This window comes from Chitinophaga fulva (assembly GCF_012927205.1).
In the GTDB taxonomy this organism is placed as follows: domain Bacteria; phylum Bacteroidota; class Bacteroidia; order Chitinophagales; family Chitinophagaceae; genus Chitinophaga; species Chitinophaga fulva.
The window spans coordinates 2,025,805-2,044,368 of record NZ_JABBGC010000001.1 but is presented as its reverse complement, the minus strand read 5'-3'; the positions used below and the strand labels follow the sequence as shown (position 1 = coordinate 2,044,368).

Annotated in this window: 17 protein-coding genes; 8 read left to right on the top strand and 9 right to left on the bottom strand. The window is 47.4% G+C overall.

Features of this window, described 5'->3' with window-relative positions:
- Positions 1-97: 97 nt before the first annotated feature.
- Genes HHL17_RS08515 through HHL17_RS08505 form a run of 3 tightly spaced genes read left to right on the top strand, consistent with a single transcriptional unit; the run spans position 98 to position 2,154 of the window.
- Positions 98-781 carry a hypothetical protein gene (locus HHL17_RS08515; RefSeq protein WP_169224310.1) on the top strand — a complete coding sequence of 228 codons (684 nt, stop codon included), beginning with the start codon at positions 98-100 and terminating at the stop codon, positions 779-781.
- Positions 778-1,713: a c-type cytochrome gene (locus HHL17_RS08510; RefSeq protein ID WP_206155941.1), complete on the top strand. Its 936-nt coding sequence runs from the start codon at positions 778-780 to the stop codon at positions 1,711-1,713. Before HHL17_RS08515 ends, HHL17_RS08510 begins: the two co-directional genes overlap by 4 nt.
- A 27-nt stretch (positions 1,714-1,740) precedes the next feature.
- A complete protein-coding gene (locus tag HHL17_RS08505; protein ID WP_169224309.1) occupies positions 1,741-2,154 on the top strand; it encodes a DsrE family protein in 414 nt (137 codons plus the stop codon).
- 73 nt (positions 2,155-2,227) lie between these two features.
- Here the strand turns inward: HHL17_RS08505 and HHL17_RS08500 are convergent, their stop codons facing one another.
- Positions 2,228-2,464 (bottom strand): GlsB/YeaQ/YmgE family stress response membrane protein, encoded by a 237-nt coding sequence (locus HHL17_RS08500; protein ID WP_169224308.1) that lies wholly within the window; start codon positions 2,462-2,464, stop codon positions 2,228-2,230.
- A gap of 174 nt (positions 2,465-2,638) precedes the next feature.
- Between HHL17_RS08500 and HHL17_RS08495 the strand changes: the two genes are divergently transcribed.
- From HHL17_RS08495 to HHL17_RS08485, 3 genes are read left to right on the top strand one after another with little or no spacing between them, the layout of a single operon-like run.
- The gene (locus tag HHL17_RS08495; RefSeq protein ID WP_169224307.1) at positions 2,639-3,076 is read left to right on the top strand and encodes a helix-turn-helix domain-containing protein; all 438 of its coding nucleotides are present in this window, start codon (positions 2,639-2,641) and stop codon (positions 3,074-3,076) included.
- A 56-nt stretch (positions 3,077-3,132) separates the two neighbouring features.
- A complete protein-coding gene (locus tag HHL17_RS08490) occupies positions 3,133-3,540 on the top strand; it encodes a VOC family protein (RefSeq protein WP_169224306.1) in 408 nt (135 codons plus the stop codon).
- 2 nt (positions 3,541-3,542) lie between these two features.
- Positions 3,543-3,989, top strand: a complete 447-nt coding sequence (locus HHL17_RS08485) for a DUF1569 domain-containing protein (RefSeq protein ID WP_169224305.1) — start codon at positions 3,543-3,545, stop codon at positions 3,987-3,989.
- Between the two features lie 5 nt (positions 3,990-3,994).
- Here the strand turns inward: HHL17_RS08485 and HHL17_RS08480 are convergent, their stop codons facing one another.
- The 3 genes from HHL17_RS08480 to HHL17_RS08470 all read right to left on the bottom strand — a co-directional run bounded on the left by HHL17_RS08480 (position 3,995) and on the right by HHL17_RS08470 (position 7,689).
- On the bottom strand, positions 3,995-4,675 hold the full coding sequence (locus tag HHL17_RS08480) for a hypothetical protein (protein WP_169224304.1): 681 nt from the start codon (positions 4,673-4,675) through the stop codon (positions 3,995-3,997).
- A 9-nt stretch (positions 4,676-4,684) separates the two neighbouring features.
- A complete protein-coding gene (locus tag HHL17_RS08475) occupies positions 4,685-4,882 on the bottom strand; it encodes a hypothetical protein (RefSeq protein WP_169224303.1) in 198 nt (65 codons plus the stop codon).
- A gap of 353 nt (positions 4,883-5,235) precedes the next feature.
- Positions 5,236-7,689: a DUF5686 and carboxypeptidase-like regulatory domain-containing protein gene (locus HHL17_RS08470; RefSeq protein ID WP_169224302.1), complete on the bottom strand. Its 2,454-nt coding sequence runs from the start codon at positions 7,687-7,689 to the stop codon at positions 5,236-5,238.
- 235 nt (positions 7,690-7,924) lie between these two features.
- Here HHL17_RS08470 and HHL17_RS08465 point away from each other — a divergent pair, with 235 nt between their 5' ends.
- On the top strand, positions 7,925-8,689 hold the full coding sequence (locus HHL17_RS08465) for a hypothetical protein (RefSeq protein ID WP_169224301.1): 765 nt from the start codon (positions 7,925-7,927) through the stop codon (positions 8,687-8,689).
- Between the two features lie 36 nt (positions 8,690-8,725).
- On the opposite strand, the gene HHL17_RS08460 is transcribed toward HHL17_RS08465, so the two are convergent.
- Both HHL17_RS08460 and HHL17_RS08455 read right to left on the bottom strand, forming a co-directional pair.
- A complete protein-coding gene (locus HHL17_RS08460; RefSeq protein ID WP_169224300.1) occupies positions 8,726-10,234 on the bottom strand; it encodes a rhomboid family intramembrane serine protease in 1,509 nt (502 codons plus the stop codon).
- A 91-nt stretch (positions 10,235-10,325) separates the two neighbouring features.
- Complete coding sequence (locus tag HHL17_RS08455) at positions 10,326-10,727, bottom strand: hypothetical protein (RefSeq protein WP_169224299.1); 402 nt, start codon at positions 10,725-10,727, stop codon at positions 10,326-10,328.
- A 297-nt stretch (positions 10,728-11,024) separates the two neighbouring features.
- Here HHL17_RS08455 and HHL17_RS08445 point away from each other — a divergent pair, with 297 nt between their 5' ends.
- Positions 11,025-11,960, top strand: coding sequence for a LysR family transcriptional regulator (locus tag HHL17_RS08445; RefSeq protein ID WP_169224298.1), 936 nt, complete (start codon positions 11,025-11,027; stop codon positions 11,958-11,960).
- Positions 11,961-12,022: 62 nt separating this feature from the next.
- Here the strand turns inward: HHL17_RS08445 and HHL17_RS08440 are convergent, their stop codons facing one another.
- The 3 genes from HHL17_RS08440 to HHL17_RS08430 all read right to left on the bottom strand — a co-directional run bounded on the left by HHL17_RS08440 (position 12,023) and on the right by HHL17_RS08430 (position 18,390).
- Positions 12,023-13,942, bottom strand: a complete 1,920-nt coding sequence (locus HHL17_RS08440; RefSeq protein ID WP_169224297.1) for a SusD/RagB family nutrient-binding outer membrane lipoprotein — start codon at positions 13,940-13,942, stop codon at positions 12,023-12,025.
- 18 nt (positions 13,943-13,960) lie between these two features.
- Positions 13,961-17,077, bottom strand: coding sequence for a SusC/RagA family TonB-linked outer membrane protein (locus HHL17_RS08435; protein ID WP_169224296.1), 3,117 nt, complete (start codon positions 17,075-17,077; stop codon positions 13,961-13,963).
- Positions 17,078-17,199: 122 nt separating this feature from the next.
- On the bottom strand, positions 17,200-18,390 hold the full coding sequence (locus HHL17_RS08430) for an ROK family transcriptional regulator (protein ID WP_169224295.1): 1,191 nt from the start codon (positions 18,388-18,390) through the stop codon (positions 17,200-17,202).
- Between the last annotated feature and the right edge of the window lie 174 nt (positions 18,391-18,564).

Sequence of the window (18,564 nt, the reverse complement as noted above, 5' to 3'; positions counted from 1 at the left end):
GTGCCTGGTGTGTTTCCTTACATTTATAGTCCCTCTCTTCAGGGTATTTTAACCATATACTGGTTGGAGCCATACTATAACCTCAAAATTTAAAGCTATGAGTCATACACCAAACGGTGGTAACAACCGCCGCGACTTCCTCGGAAAAATGCTGGCAGGTGCCACGATGCTGAGCATTCCTTCTTTCGCCGGGCTGGCGCAGGAAAGCAAGCATATGAGTACCAGCACCACCGATGCCTGGAGCAGCAAAATCAAAGGCAAGCACCGGATAGTAATAGATATTCCGCGACCGCATGAAATCTATCCTTTTGCCTGGGCAAAAGTTTTTCTGCTGACCAACCAGGCCACCGGTACACCGGAGAAAGACTGCTGTGCCGTCATGGTGCTACGCCACGAAGGCATCCCTTACGCCATGAAAAATGAGCTGTGGGAAAAATACAAGTTCGGCCAGTTGTTTAAAGTAGATGATCCAAAAACCAAAGCGCCGGCTGTCCGTAATCCTTTTTGGATGCCTCAGCCGGGGGATTTTAATGTACCGGGTATTGGCAATGTAGACATCGGTATTAACCAGTTGCAGGCGAGTGGTGTATTGTTTGCCGTATGCAATATGGCGATAACAGTATACAGTGCTATCGTGGCCAAGGAAATGGCGCTGGACCCCGTGGCTGTGAAGAATGAATGGCTGGCAGGTGTTTTACCGGGCGTTGATGTGGTACCTTCCGGCATGTGGGCCATCGGACGGGCACAGGAAAAAAACTGCGGTTACTGTTTTGCAGGATGACAAACAGACAATGGCATCTTACTTTTTTAATGGGGTTGTTCACCGCCCTGTATGGCTGCCGCAGAGCGGGCACGTTGGAGGAAAAATTATGGCAGGCGCCGGACACTGCTACGATCCCGCATACGTCAACAGGCGATATGATACGGTATGGCCGGTCGCTGATAGCCCATACCGCGCAATATCTCGGGCCACAAGGCAGTGTTGCTAAACTTAGCAATGGCATGAACTGCCAGAACTGCCATCTGGATGCCGGTACCAAACCGTGGGGCAATAACTACGGCAGCACCGCCTCCACCTACCCTAAATTCAGGGCGCGGAGCGGCAGTGTGGAATCCATCGCCAAAAAAGTAAACGATTGTTTTGTGCGAAGCCTCAATGGCGCCGCCCTTGATAGTAACAGCCGGGAATTGCAGGCCATCATCGCCTATATACAATGGTTGGGAAAAGACCAGCCCAAGGGTTATAAAACACCTGGCAGCGGCATCCGTGAGCTGCCTTACCTGCCGGTGGCCGCAGATACTGTCAAAGGCCAGGCTGTTTTTCTGCAGCAATGCCAGCGATGCCACGGCGCCAATGGTGGCGGACAGCAGCTGGCAGGCGCATCGGAATACCAGTATCCACCGCTATGGGGGCCGGATAGTTATAACACCGGGGCCGGACTATACCGGCTGTCCAGATTTGCAGGATATGTAAAGTATAACATGCCGCTCGGCATCGATTATCAGCATCCGGCACTCAGCGATGAAGATGCGTGGAATGTGGCCGCATTTGTGAATTCGCAACCGCGGCCGGTGAAAGCTTTTCCTGGCGACTGGCCCGATATCCGTACCAAACCACCAGATCATCCTTTCGGCCCTTTCAGCGACACCTTCCCTGCCGTGCAGCATAAATACGGACCCTTCGCTCCTATTGCGCGACAGCATAAAAAGTAATATCCGTTTTACTTAAAACAATCTGCTATGAAAAAGCTGTTTATAGTTCTCGCGTTTTTACTGGGCAGCATGACCTGCTTCGCGCAGGCCGATTATAAGGTCATCTTCGACATTACCAGTAAAACGCCGGAAGCTCAACAAACCCTGCTCCGGCAGCTGAACGGTATACTGAAAGGCGCTCCCGATGCGCAACTGGAAGTAGCGGTATACGGCGATGCACTGGATATGGTACTGAAAGACAAATCCACTGTAGCGCCCGCCCTGACCGAGCTAATCAACAATCATAAAAATGTGAGCTTTAAAGTATGCGGCGCTACCATGAAAAGGAACAACAAAAACGCCAGTGAACTGCTGCCCGGTGTGCAGGTAGTACCTGATGCTATCTATGAGATCATTACCAAACAACGGGAAGGATGGGGCTATATTAAAGTGGCACACTGATTTCGTATATACTTGTATGTTATAAAAAAACGCCGGTACAAAATACCGGCGTTTTTGTCAATATCATGGATGATCACCGCTTGATAAGGCGTATCAGCCAAATCAATATAATGGAGCCTATCAGTGCTACGATCAACGAACCGATCAGACCGTTGCCCATATGCAACCCCAGTTTGCCGAAAAGCCAGCCGCCCAGCCAGCCGCCAATGATTCCCACAATAATATCTACAATAATCCCAAACCCGTCACCACGCATAATTTTACCGGCCAGCCAGCCAGCGATGCCTCCGATAATAATAGTCCAGATCATAATGATGAGTTTTAATGTACTCATCAATTTACTGTAAAATTTCCATGTTTACCTGTTATTTTTTGTTAATACATTCTATTAAATAGATATTTACAGATATTAAATAATTACTTTATAACAGTTTATCCTGCGAAATCATTAATTTTCAGGGAGTTCGCAAAAAATCGGTAGACTATGACAGGCCTGCAATATCCGAGAATGTATTTGTACCGGCGGCTGGTCCAGGCCAAACTATTCATTGACCAGCACTATGCTGAGCCAATAGATCTCGACTGTATCGCTGACGAAGCCTATTTCTCGAAATTCCATTTCATCAAGCAGTTTAAAGCCATTTATCAGCAGACGCCTCATCAATACCTCAAAAACGTGAGGATGGAAAAAGCGAAGCTGCTACTGCAGGGAGGCGCCACTGTTTCAGATACCTGCTATGCTGTCGGCTTTGAAAGCATCAGTTCTTTCAGCAACCTGTTCAAACGCGCCAACGGCGTTACGCCTTCCGCCTATCTTCAGCAACATCAGTCCCTCAAAGCACAGATAGCCGCTACTCCGCTGGCATATATACCTGGCTGTTTCGCCGAAAAATACGGCTGGTTCCCAAAACAGCAATTTTGAACAAATGAAATACCAGCGCATCATCGTTCTTTGCAATAGAAACAAAGATATCTCCAATGATCTCCCAAGTAACACACATGACCGTTTACGTGCTGGACCAAAACCGTGCACTGGATTTTTATACGAATAAACTGGGCTTCCGCGTGGTCACCGATGTACCGATGGGCAAAGATGTCCGCTGGCTCACCGTTTCCCCGCCACAGCAACCTGGCCTCGAAATCGTACTGTCCCCCGTTTCCACAGCGATGTTCAAACAGGAAACCGTCGACGTCATGACAGACCTGGTCCGTAAAGGCACCTTCGGCGTTGCCGTTCTCACCTGCGACGACATTTACGCTACCTATGAGGAAATGACCGCCAAAGGCGTGGAATTCACCAAAGCACCTAAAAAAGAATTCTATGGCACCGAGGCTATTTTCAAAGATGATTCCGGTAACTGGTTCTCCCTGGCTCAACTCACCTGAACATGAAAACACTCACTGATCCCGTTGTACGGGAAGAAATCATCCGGCGCATCAACGCCCTTCCACCCAATGCCAGTGCGGAATGGGGCCAAATGACCCTCTACCAGATGCTGAAACACTGCCGCCTATGGGAAGAGATGGCACTCGGCCACAAAACATACAAACGTAAGCTGATAAGTTTCCTATTCGGTAAACTGATACTGAAACAAATCCTCAAAGACGAAAAGCCCATGATGCGCGGCGCCTCTACCGTGGCAGCCATGAAAATCACGGAACCGGACGGAGACATCTCTGAAGAAAAAACAAAATGGATAACACTGCTGGAGTCTTATGCACATTCATCTGTTCAGTCAGTAAACCATCCTTTCTTCGGCAAAATGACCCGTGACCAGATGGGGCTGCTGGGGTACAAACATATTGATCATCATTTGAGGCAGTTCAGGGGCTGATTTGATCAGGCGGCATCAGTAGTCATCTGTGCCGCCTGATGCCCCTCCATCCAGCTTGCAAAATCTATTTCTTTCCTGGGCTTGAAAAAGCCCAGGATACAATTGGGGTTGCGGATGCATATCTGTACATGGGTCTTTTCAAAGAGGCCGGCACCTTCAAATACAGGTACTCCCTCTGTAAAAACGCCACGAGTGGAGTCGAAGACCCTGCGACGAACAGATTGCTTATCTATGTCATCTGCCTGTATGCTTTTCCATATTTCCTCGTGCATAAATTCAATCACTGCACAGTCCAAATATCGCAAAACCTTGTCTCCTGATCCCTGTCCGGGTAAATCTTTATTCTCCGGTAATGGCTTTCCCAACATGCTATACCTTTCTGACATGTTCCTAAAATAAATGGACAGCAACCGGAGATGTTGCGTTTCCATAAAATCACAGCAGTAACCGAGATGTAATACAGCGCCTATAACAGCCGGCTCCCGGATAATACCGCGCTTTTGTTTGTCACGTGCCCACTCTAACGCTCTGTAATAATTATTCTCCCAGAAATAAAATCCGTTACCCAGCCAGTCAAATGGTTTCTGGCTCATTTTAAACTCATCGGGGTTATGCAAAAGCATGTCTCTCACCTCGGCTTCACATCCGTGGAAGCCGATGATAAGGTTGGGTTTAACATCATACATAATTATTGATTATTGGGGGTCAACTTTTTTCTTTAGAAACAACTCGGCAAAAACTCCTTCCAACTCCGTATATGGCTCCCTGAAATTACCATTCCAATCGAGAATACCTGCTGCCACGAATGAGCGCAGCGCCTCCTCAGGTGTCGTCACCTCATAACGTTGCCGTTCTGCAAGTTCCATCAGGTCGTTAAATTCTGCTTCGGTCATACAAAAATGGTTGGTATAAGCAAATATATCTTTTTACCTTTTTCCTTCCAAAATTTAATCAGCATACCTTACTAAAACTATAATCTAAACCTTTCAAACACGCCAAAGCCATGCGCCATGCGTCATCGCAGACTACTGCGAGAAAAACAGCCACACGTCATCTGCACAGAAGATTTTGCGGACAGTATCCGCAAAATTCCGATTCATTGCAAATCAGCATGATAACGACAGAATAATCTAAAAAATCCACGTAGACCCTCAAAAGTCCACAACCGATTTCTCACCCGGAGAAATCGATGGTAAGGTTGGGTTTAACATCCTGCATTATAAATGATTACTGGGGTTACTCCTTACTAAAACTGCAATCTGAAACTTCCAAACACACCAAAGTCCCCGTTATGCTTCATCGCGGACTGTTGCGGGTAAAACCGCCACACGGCATCTACACGAAAGAACCGGAAAATATTATCAAAGCCGGTACCCACCTCCGTATAGATGTTACCGTTAAGAGATCGCATACCATAACGGCTATACTCCATCTGATTATATACACGATTCTTGTGTGATAAATCACCGATCACTGACTTCACATTCCAGAACTGACGTACCCCTGTCCTGCGCATGAAAGGCAACAGGTTCAGCAGTTTACCATTAAAATTGTGTTCTATATTGACACCTGCATAACGATCGCTGAAGAACTCGTACTTGTTCATCAGGCTGAAGGCTTCTTTGTTGTAGTAGTAGGTTTCATTGCCCGGATGTACCTGCAGCAACATAAAAGGCAGCTTGTCTGCAAAGATCTGCCCGGCATATACCATATAGTTGATACGTCCCCAGCCTGTTAAGTTGAACTGCTGCCGTACGCTCATGCTTACTTTATGATATTGGTATTTGCTGTCCAGCACGCCTGAAGGTGCCAGGGAATAAGCTATTTCAGTGACCGGCAGGTTACTGCGTACCCGCCTCGTTTTACGGAAGGTACGCACTTCCTTCTCACCGGGCGCATAGCGGAATTTGAGTTGAAATTCGGTATTGACAACCTTTTCATGCTCTCCCGACAGAAAAATCTTATGTGACGGCAACGGTTCAAAGGTCGTGTAGCAGGTACGGGAAACAGTACCCTGCAACGAAAACTCCTGCGGAAACTGTTTGATAGCAGACACCCGCATATCCCCCTCACGGATAAACTTCTGCGGGATACCATGACGCCGCACCAGCTGACCAAAGATATTGTCCAGCGACACTTCATCACCATTAAATCCTCGCTGGTTATTATCCAGGTCGTCTTTATAGGACGCAAAAACCTGCCATCCATTGTCCTTGGGCCAGGTATAAGACACCGCCATCTTGCCTTTCAATGACTCATCTTTCATACCGTACGCGAGGTAGCCATTCAACCGCCAGTTGCGGCTGAATTGGGCGGTGGTACCCAGATCAAACCGCACACGCGCACCTTCCACCCTGTTGCGGCTCACCCACTTGAACCACGGCCCTATCTCCACTTTGCCCAGCTTGATATGTCCATCTACCAAAAATGTAATGGTATTACTCAACCGTCTGAAGGAGGGCAGCGATTTTAGTGTATCCACCAACGTTATAGCATGTTTTTCATTGCGGGTCAATGTCTCGGGCCGGTGTTGTTCCATATAAGCCTTACCGCCTGCCAGTGCGCTGTCCGGAATCACGACTTCTTCATTTCTACGATTGCTGTTGAGTTTAGCAGTAATAAAATCCTGGTTGGTAGTAATATGGCTATACAAAGTTGTCTTGCGGCCAATGAAGGTGGTCCTCGATTTCCCCAAGGGCGCCAGTTCCACCACAAAGCGGTCTTTCGTAACTACCCATTCTTTTTCACGTTGCTGCGCGAACTCCTGAATGATATCCAGCCGCTTCACGAAATTGATATTCACAGCACCTACCACCGACAAACTGATTTTCTGTATAGCCCATGTGGAAGCCTGTATCCAGCAATCACCGGCAAACAGGTTTTCACCCTCCCGCTTGGGCGTAAAAGCGAGATGATAGAATTGTTCTCCATGTTGTGTAACGGTATCCAGCCCTTTGTAGTTGTAGTAGCGGTCACCCACATTACTAAGCGGACTGATAAACTCACGTCCGAAAACAAGCATGGAGTTTTGATAAGTGTTAATTTTTTGATTGATGCCTCCCATGTATTCCAGGACGGATTCATTTTTGACACCGCTGCTGTTCATCGCACGCATCTCTTCCCGTACCCGGGACGGGCTGCCAGACACATAATAATCTGATACCGATTCGCTAAGAAAAACAGGTAGAAAGGGAGTTTGCTCGGAAGTGGAGTCTATCCGTTGCGTGACAAACGCATAAGGTTTCATCAAACGTGATTTCTCCCAGCGCTGTTTGTTGATATTGGAGACATCTATCTCCAGTTTATTATATAGTTCGGCATAATAACTATCATAATGCCCTGGTGCATTGGTTGCTTTATTGGCCACTATCTGCCGCCACCATACCAGCCCCTTGTCCATTTTGGCTTTCACCTCCACGCCAAGTTTCATGGTGGCTTCCATCTGTACCAGCAACGGCGAAACATCTGTAGCCACCAGTGGAATCATCTTCTGATCATACCCCACATAACGCACCACCAACGTATCTTCCCGGCGGGAACTCCTGGCCAGTTTAAAGTAACCGGCACTGTCCGTCATCACGCCGTAACCGGCGGCTTTCCAGTAAACAGTAGCGAATGGTAAAGGTTCTTCGGTAAATTTGTTCACTACTTTCCCGCTCGTTGTGGCGGGATGCTGTGCCCAAACCTGGTTTGCAGACAATAGCAAACAAAATAACACTACCCATCCCTTCAAAGTACAGACTAAGGTTTGCAGCATCAATTTAACAGTTGTAGTACCAATGTACCAATAAGACGGTAAATTTCGTGCCTCCCTCCATTGCTATGACAGAATTATTGAAAAGGAAGTACCGGTCATTGAAAATCTTCCTGTAACTGTTTAATTGATTTTTCTCACAACCCCTTTATAACCATCTTTAGTACACAAAAAAACAAATATGAAACCGCTTCTATTTTTAATGATGATAATAGGTTTGATCCCTTACCAGGCCAATAGTCAAACAAGCTCCTGTCTCTCCCCTCATCTATCCAAAGGCGACACACTGGCTAATATCTACTCCCGCACCATCGCTATGACCGGCGAAGGTTTTGCCCCACTCGTATTTCGCATCAGCGGCAGCAGTGCGTACAAGGTGACAGACGGCCATCCCGCCCGGCCAGCCTTTATGGAAACAGACCTGTATGACGGCCGCCCGGAAAACCGCTCTGCTACCGTCATCGGCCTGGATGGTAATAATATCTGGCAGGACAAACCCTACGCCAATACCAGCGCCAGCGGACTGATGTACAACTCACTGATCTGGGGACAGGCCCCGGCGCAACTGCATGAAGGCGACACCTGGAAACACACCATCAGCGTACCCTGGGAACTGGGCGGCCCCGGCACACAAACCATCACGGTGATGGCACTGGATAACGAACATCAGACTGTAACGTTAAAAAGAGAAGGCTATAGCGAAGGATTTTATGACAATGACGCCAAACAAATGGACATCGCCACCAATGACGGAAAAAAATTGCGCGTAACAGTCAAACCGGGCACCTCCCACTGGACAGGCTACACCACCTTCCGCCAGGGAATCGTGATCAGCGACGCCCTGCTGGTGACCCGGCCGGTATTATTGACTTCCGATGAACAACATTTCAGCGGGCAACAACGACAATACATCCTGCTCAATGCAATGCCATATCTGCCATTATAAATTTCCTGACGCATGGACATCATGCGCCAGCACTGTTTATGCATTTTTATGTTCCGGAAGTACTTCCTGCTGCTTATCAGGAAGCTTCCGGGCATATATCCAGCCTATCATCAAACCAGCCAGCAGCCCACCCATATCTGCAACAGAATCAGAAGACCCTTTGAAACCCAATATCAGGAATAAGACAACCAGGCCGGCTACTGCCATCGCATACAGTAAAATCACACCGATATCCTGCGAGAATTTTTTCCGGAAGATAAACATCAGGATTACACCCCATATGCCCAGAATAGCTCCGGAAGCACCAAAGCTCAGACGGTCAGGATACACCATTACACTCAGCAGGCTACCCGCCATCCCGCTCAACAGCCATGCGAACAGGAAACGTTTTCCCCGAATCACCGGCTCCAGTATATAGCCCGCCAGATACAAAGTCACTATGTAAAATCCCTGTAAGGCGGTGATGTTCAGGAACAAATTGGTCAACAGGCGCCACCACTGCCCATGAGCCAACAACGGACGTGAGCTCGCCCCCCAGAAGATGAGCTCATTCGGTCCGGGACTGTGCTGTCCTGCAATAAACAAAGAAGACCCGATAAACCAACAAAGTATCGCCGTTGCAGGATGCCACCGCTGCGCCAACGAAATTACCGGCTTACTTTCCGGTTGTTTCAATGGTGTTTTCAGACATACCATCAGCCATATGCCGGAAAAAATTAACAGCGCTGATAATAACCACCATAACAAACCGCCCGTCCGTGCTGCAAAGGGCTGCCTCATCGGCAACAACAATATATCTTCGGCATAACTGTATCTTTTATTCAGGTTAGCTGCGTTCCGAAAATTGGCACGCTCACTGGTATATCCCGGCCGCTCCAAATACGTACAGCTATACACGTTTTTCTCCTGAAACCGTTGCCAGCTGCGCTGTAAGAAGTCGTCACAACGAGCCCCCTTTTCTTCATCAGATAACCGGTTGGACATAGATGTATGGTATTTAATACCGTACCATGCCAAACACTTGCCGGTAATAGTATCACCAGGAGCCGTAAATACCGGCACAGTCACATACATACTAAAAACAAAAAGGCTTCCATGCTTACCTTCAATGGAAACATTCGTCCATACGGAAGCATCCTGTTTTGCCACATACCACTGCTTCACCTGGTAGGCTTCGGCAGGGCGCTGACTGATCTCTGCCATCGTTTGCAGCTGCAGCAACGTCTGTTTTTCATTTCGTATATAGTGTTGCGTTAGTATGACCGGCAGCGCAAGTCCTATATACACCACCAGATAGTACAACATGTCAGATCTGTCGTGCCGTAATTCCAGCAAGGCTATACGTGGCCATATCCAGTACCAGGCGGGCACGAAGGCCAGCACCAGGGGCAGCATGGTGTCTAGTACGCTCTCTTCTACCGGGAAAATGGCAAGATGGGTAAACAGCCACCAGTTCAACAGACTATATATTGCTGTAAACAGCAACAAGGCAACAATAAAAGGGAGAAAGAAAGTCTTTATCCGCGCAATAACATTGTCATGCATAAGGCATCAGTACTTTCAGTAAAGATAAAACATCCCCGCGCTGAAAACAGTCAGGCCACCGGCTGAAAGCCAACGACCTGACAATTACTTTTTACGGCGTTACTGTAATGCCTTTGGAACCGTAAATCATTCCAAAACCATCTTCGGTGGTACCTGCCAGCAAAAGCGTAAAGGAGCCTGTGCTGCCAAAATCAGACCCCGTTAATGATATAAGCGCTTTACCATCCACGATCAAGCTGACATCATACCGTGCCACGACGGTACCATTGTGCGTAATCACCCATTTGGCATCCGGAGCCAGCGGCTGCCCCAACAAATTAACGGCATAATCATACACACCGGAAGAGAGACTAATGGTATGAGGGCCGGTCATGTTGATAAAAGCTTTTCCGGCGGCTACCGGTAATGGTGACAGTCCATAATTGTTGGCCTTGGACGTTGCGGCGCTGAGGGACAATACGATAGCGGCGCAGGCAATGAGGGATTTTTTCATGGAGTTGCTATTTTGGATTAACGAAAATTGGTTGTATCCAAATATAACTCAAATAGCAGCATCAAAGAAGAGCAAAAAAGGCTGGATAAGGATATCCAGCCTTTAAATACTAAACGGCAACATCCGCCGGTTCCCGATAGCGGTAACAACAGCTATTGTTACTTACTTCAGGAAACGTAAACGGTTTTCAAGGTTACCACCATATATATCTGTATGATGATTGGTTGGTGAGCCAACGAAATAAATCATCACACAAATAAGTTAAGTCGTAATTTTGTATCAGAAAAATGATAGGTTATGAATCTGAATATGGAATGGTTACGTACCTTTAAAACCATTTACGAGAAAGGTACCCTTACTGCGGCAGCGCAGGCGTTATATATCTCCCAGCCGGGCGTGAGCCTGCATCTCAACTCACTGGAGGTGGCTACCGGCTACAAACTGTTTGACCGTTCCGCGAAGAAAATGGTGCCTACGGAAAGGGCCAAAGTACTCTACAACTTCATTCAGGAGCCTATGGGCAGACTGGAAATGGCGGAACAGGTATTTCACCGCAGCAGCCGCGAAGGCCGCTCTACGATCAGCATCGGCATGTGCTTTGAAACATTCCAGTTTACACTGGAAAGGTATATCTCCACCTTGCCCTTCAATGTGATCGTAAAATTCGGCCTGTACCAGGAAATGATACATGACCTCGATAAAGGAGTGCTCGACCTGATCGTGACACCGGAAAAAGGGGAGCAGACCAACCTGGAATTCAAACCTTTCTCCCGCGAGAAAATCCTCCTGGTATGTGGTGAACGCACGAATATCAAACCGCTTAAAACACTGTTGAAAGAGATGGAAGTAAAAGATGAGAAAGTAAAAGCGGCGAAAACAGGAGCACTGGAAAGCTGGCTGAAACAACAGATATGGTACAGTACTGCAGCGGATATGGACCACCTGAAACGGTTCTGGAAAATGAACCTCCGGCAGAACATCGACTTCAAGCCCAACTACATTGTGCCTAATATCAGTTCCATTGTCCGTTGCCTGAGTGGTAATGAAGGTTTTGCCATCATACCTGATTTCCTTTGCCGGGACGAGATCAAATCCGGGCTGGTAAAAGCTGTATGGGCTGGTGACATCAAAGTGGAGAACACGCTGTATTTTGGGTCTCGCAAAAAAACGATCTACAGCAAGGAAATCAAAATGGTGGAAGATATCTTCCGCAAAGAAATGGGGGCGCTGTAAAAAAATCAGCCGTTAATTGTTTCCAATTAACAGCTGACGTGACAGTTATGGTGAAGCAAAAATTACTTCTGTTTAGCCCACCACAGCGGCGTGGTGACATCTTCTGCACCACCCAGTGCCTGTACGGCCTGATCATAACCCTTGCCATTGGCATTTCTCATGACAGACGGATACTTGATACGCTGTGGGTAGAATTTAACGTTGCTGGTCATGTAGTTACCGTTGTTCAATCCAGGTAAACCAGGTATTGGTTGTTCTACGTTCGGTGTTTCAAAGAACGGCAGCCCCAGCCTGCGCTGATCGCTCCAGGCTTCCAGTGGCAGCCATGGCATATTAGCGATGTATTTCTGTGTAATGACCTTGGTCAGCAGGTCATTTTTCACCGTACCATTTTTATACAGGTTGTTAACCGGATATTTAATGGCAGCAGTACCAGGAGCATTGGTGTAACCGTTTTTGAAGTTCATCGTATGCGCAGCCGGCGGCTCAGCAGTATGGTCCCAACTTACGGAAGTACCCACATTATTGAAGTCGGTAGAAGTCAGGTAGGTGCCCACAAACTGGGAAACGCCCCAGTATTCAAAGTTCTGCGTGATACCTTTTTCGTAAGCCGCTTTACCGGACATCGGCACGTTCCATCCTCTCACCGCAGCTTCTGCGATCAGGAAATGAGTTTCCCATGGAGCAAAGAAGATACGTTTGCTGGTGCTGGTACGGAACTGCTGCGTCATACGCGGAGCGCCACCAGGCCAGTAATACCAACGGTTAAGCGTGCCTTTCGCACCCCAGTCACCATCTGTTTGACCGTTCCAAGCCATTTTGCCATCCAGCAGCACAGCGGTGTCCTTGTCATTTTTCATCAGGGCACGGGCTGTTCTCTTCCATGCGTTCTCGTTATAGGAAGGATAACGGGAGAAGTTCGGATTAGAGAAATCACCTGCAGGGATAAACGCTTTATAAGCGCGTGGATCGATGGTTTGTGGCAAACCATCAAACCAGAAACCTGCCAGCGGATCACTGGAAGTGGTCGGGAAGTGATCTGTCAGCTGTAAGCCTGCCCAGTCAGCAGCCCTGATATATGGCGTGTAAACCGGATCGGTAAGCTGATCGGCGGTTTTCACACCACCGAGACCATTGTAGATATTCTCCAGCGTGGTGGTCATCAATTGTTCATCCCACTCACGGCTCATCACACCGGTAAGCGCATCCCATCCTGGTTTTTCCTGTACCTGGAAAGTCTGGCTCATGTCGGTAATCAGATTACCGGCAGCTGCATCTTCAAATTCTGCTTTTGCTTTAGCAGCATCTACTTCAGACAAACGCATGGCCAAACGCAGGCGCATAGAGTTGGCATAACGTTGCCATTTTTTAAAATCGTAACCGTAGGCTGGGTCCAGCTTCGCAAGTGCATCACCAGGTGTCTGGTTGGTATTCAGCTTAGTGCTGGCATCTTTCAGCTCAGACAGGATAAAGTAATACACGTCTTTTACGCTGGCGAAGTCAGGGTTCACACCACTGGAATATCCCTGTATAGCTATCGGGCCATAGTTGTCAGACATTTCGCTCAACAAATACGCACGCCAGATACGCGCTACCTGCAACAGGTTCGCCGTATATTCATTGATGTTACCAGCCTTTATCTTTTTTTCACCCAAATCAACGGCAGCAGTAATGCTGGTCAACCAGCTGGATATCTGTGAATAATAGACGCCGGACCAACTATCGTTGTTGTTACCGGAAGTAATCCCATCATCCAGTTGTTGGTGAGCAGCAGCTTTCCAGATCAGCACAAATGAACGTTCCGCAACCTCGGGGTCCATCTGGGCGGCGATAATAGAGCTATTGATGAGAAACTCTTCCTGTACCTGGCTTTCGCTGGCCTGTTTAGGATTCTGGTTAATCTCTTCAAATTTACTACAGGCAGACAGCAACATGGAAAACGCTGCCAGAGCCACGCCTGATTTTATAAATATTTTCTTCATGTCAATTGCAATTAATGGTTAGAAACTAAGGCTAAGGTTCACCAGGAATGTACGGGTAGTTGGAGGCGCACCGTTTTCAAAACCGGTAGCGTTGGAACCAATCGCAAAAACAGATTCCGGATCGAGGCCACGCACATGGCTGGAAATCATCCATACATTATTGCAGGACAGGCCAACTTTCACTGCCTGTACCGGCATGCGGCCCAGGATGCTCTTAGGCACATTATAGTTCAGCTGTACGTTTCTGAGGCGGATGCTGGTAGCATCGTATGTGTTTATTTCAGGAGCGCCCAGGTTACCGTTGTTAAGCGCATTCCAGTATTGTTGCTGTGTAATGGACTTAGTATTGGGTACATATTTACCGCCACCCTGGTCGACAACACCCGGCACTACGAGATCGTTCCTTTGACCACCTGGTGCGGTAATTGCTGCTGTACCGGATTTCTGCATCATCTGCTGGGTCACAGAGTAGATTTCACCGCCGATACGGGCATCTACCAGGAAGCCCAGTGAAAAGTTCTTGTAAGAGAAGGAGTTCGTGATACCAACGAGCGCTTTGGCTGCCTGATTACCCAGGTATTTGCTGCCGTCTTCGATTTTTGGCAGACCAGTGGACTCCAGTATCAGTTGTCCATAGTATTGACTGCTCTCATCAGTTACACGTCTTAACACTTTGTTTGTATAAATATCACCATACAATGAACCTGTTTTCGCAACAATTGACACGGCATCGAAACCACCCAGCGGATAAATGCTTACGCCTTCTGCTTCTCCAATATCAATAATCTTGTTGCGGTTCATGGAGAGGTTACCAGAGATGTTCCACATCAATCCTTTCGGGTTGGTCAGGATTCTCGCGTCTGCCATGATTTCAAAACCACTGTTCTGAATGTTACCAGCATTGATTTTACGTTTTCCATAACCACTGGCAGGGTCCATCGGCAAATCGATCAACTGATTGGTGGCATTGGATTTATAATAGGTAAAATCAAGTCCGAAACGGCTGTCTACGAAACGGAATTCCGCACCAAATTCATGAGATTTGATCAGCTCATTTTTCACGTTTTTGTTGTAGTAGGTCTTATCACGGGAAGCGGTAATCTGACCGTTCGGGTCCTGACCAATTACAAAGTTATTATACAGCTGGTAAGGAGGTAAGCTGTTACCTACGGCTGCATAGGAAGCTCTCAGTTTACCGTAGCTCAGCCAGGACGGCAGGGACTTGATATGTTCTGTAAACAGGTAAGACATGCTCACAGATGGATAGAAGAATGAGCGGTTTTCCGGGCTCAGGGTAGATGACCAGTCATTACGTGCAGTAACGTCCAGGAACAGGTAACCATCCCAGTTCAGGCCAGCAGTTCCATACAGGGAGTTGATCCGTTGCTCTGTTACCGCATCAGTGGTAGTAATAGCGCCTTTCGCGTTTTTGATCGCAAACAGGTTAGGCACCACCAATGCGCCGGTGCTATAACCCACATTGGAAGTTTTCTGTTTCATCAGGTTTCCACCTACACTAACATTACCGCTCAGTTTACTGATCAGGTTCTCCTTTTTGGCAGTGATCAATGCGCTGTAGTTCAGTTCAGTGAAACCAAGTCTACCGGTACCATAACCACCATCAACAGCGGCAGGGCTACCAACATAAGTTTTGCTTTCTGTAGTGGTGTTATACATGTCTGCACCGGCTTTCACTTCAGCATCCAACCAGCTGGTGAACTGGTATTTCAAGGCTCCGTTCATGATAAAACGGTTACGGATATCCTGGTTCTGCAGATATTTAGTAGCCCAGTAAGGGTTCACGTCGTTACCAACGCTGTACCACGTCATTTTACCAAATTCATTCACCGGGTTTTTGAACTGGGCGAGGTCCATGGAAATAGGCATGGAATACAGCAACGTAGCATAGTTGCGGGAGTTGGTACCGGTTGCTGGTCTGTTTACTGCATTGGTATTGGAATACTGCACCTTGAAGTCTGTAGAAAGACGGTCTTTTGCACCGTACTTACTGGAGATCCTGCTGGTAATATTCACGCGGGACAATTTAGTTCCCGGGATCATGCTTTTATCATTCAGGTAGTTCAGAGACGTATATACAGACGTCTTATCGAACTGTTGCTGGAAAGAGATATTTTGGTTGTGGTTCAGGCCAGTATTATAGAAATTTTTGACATTGTCATAATAACGCATGTTCTCTTTCTTGCCTGCCCAGTTGGTCACTTCCTGTCCTTCAATTTTTGATCCCCAGCTGCTACCGGAAGTCTCGTTAAAGACACCATTAGTACCTTGTCCGAAAGATTTCTGCATTTGCGGACGGGTGAAGAAAGTTTCCAGGCCAACGGTGGAAGAAACGGTGATACCAACACCCGGGTTTTTCCTGCCCGTTTTAGTAGTAACGAGGATAACACCATCACCTGCACGGCTACCATACAATGCAGCAGCGGCAGGGCCTTTCAGCACTGATATGCTGGCGATGTCATTGGCATTCAGGTCAGACAGGCCGTTACCCATGTCCAGGGACGGGTTCCAGTAGTCGTTGGTACCGTCAGTACCCACACCGGTAGAGTTGTCAATAGGTACACCGTCCACTACGATCAACGGTTGGTTCTTACCATTCAGGGAAGTATTACCACGCAGGTTGATTTTGGAAGATGCCGCAGGGCCACCGCTGGCGCGGGTGATCTGCAAACCAGCCACCACGCCTGTCAGCGCATTGGTGATATTGGTTTCGTGCGCTTCTACCAGTGTATTGGCTTTTACTTCCTGCATGGAATAACCGAGTGATTTTTTCTCGCGGCTGATGCCTAAAGCGGTTACCACCACTTCGTTTAATCCTTTGGAAGCGTCCTGCATAACCAGGTCGAGATTACCGTTGGCAGGCACTTCCAGTTTGGTGAAGCCTACACTGGTGATGACCAGGGTAGCGTTAGGTGCTACCTGTACGCGGAAAGCACCTTTTTCGTTGGAGGTAGCACCATTGGTAGTACCTTTTTCAACAATGGTTGCATAGATAATAGGGGCGCCGGAGCCATCCTTCAGGGTACCGGATACCCATTTTTTCTCCTGCGCATAAGCGCTTTGACAGCAAAGGGCTACCAGACAAGCCAGCAGCGCAAAGCCTAACCACCTTTTCATTGCGGTAAATTTTGAATTTAAATAATAATTGATGACACGTTACTGTTACAGTTACAGCACACGAAGCCCTGTACAGCCATGGCGGTGCTGTTTATCTTGATTGATGCTACAAATTTTTTGTATTATACTCTTTGTTGGCCCTTATCCAAATTTTCCATAACGAGTGCTGCTGCTCCCAACCTTTCTGCAGCATACCCCAGGGATGAAATTTTTATTTCTACATTTTCAGCGATTTTCGGAATACAATGCTCGTTTAATGCGTGTTGCACCGGCGCCAACCAAAGCTTTCCGGCTTTTGTGCCTCTCCCACTCAAAATCACCAGCTTGGGGTTAAATAAGTGAATCAGTATAGCGATTCCCCTGCCGATATGATATCCTGCTTCTGATAATAATTCTACTGCGTACTTGTCGCCCTTGATAGCGGCGTCCATAATTTGATGATACGTGGCAATCCTGTTGTCCATAGACAATCCTTTCATCACCGTGGTCCTTCCGGCCTGAATTCCGGCGATCGCTTTCTCTGCTATCACGGAAAGTGAGGTCTCCGTTTCCAGGCAACCCATTTTCCCACAACTGCATATCTTATTGTTGGTGAACAAAGGAATGTGACTGAACTCACCGGCAAATCCGTTTTCACCACGGAAAAGACTGCCGTTCAACACCATCCCTAATCCAATGCCCCAGCCAATATTGATCACCAGCGCGTGCTGCCGTTGACGGGCTTCGCCCAGTTTCCATTCAGCCAACGCTATCAGGCTCGAATCATTGTCAATGATTACCGGTACTCCGGTCACCATCTCCAAATATTCATTAATACTCTTCGCTGGTATGTCAAAGAAAGAATAGTTAACTCCCTTCGTCACGTCCACAAAACCAGGCATGCCTATGCCAATGCCTGCAAACTTTTCTTTCGGTATACCGGATTGTTCTATTACTCTTTTTAACTCCTGCCCAAGGATGGAGATCCCGTCAGGATGCGCTGATAGTGACAGCTCCAATACCTGTTCTTCACCAATCACCCGGTTGCCCATATCCAGGATACAAATACTGGTCATGAACTGGTCCATCGCCACAGTTAATATATACAGATAGTCCGGCCGTACAGAATATACCTGCGGCCGACGGCCCCCTGTAGATATCGCATACCCCGACTCTATCACTAACCCTTCCTTCACCAGTTCGTTCAGCGCTTTCGTCGTATGCGGAAGGCTCCTGCCGGTCAATTGCGTCAGATCGGTACAGGACAACTCCTTGTTGAAGTAAAGGTGTTTCAGTATTGTCTTCTTGAATAACTCTTGGCGGTCAGACACCATTTTGATTGATACTATTATTTGGTCTGGTCTCGATTTTATAACAAGCGAATCAGCTAATCACTTAATTCCGGTTCAAGATAGCCAAACTTTCTAAAACCAAACAAGAACTTCCATGAAAATTTTAATTAGTTCGATATAATTATCAAAAAAATGCGTAAAGTTATTATGAAAATG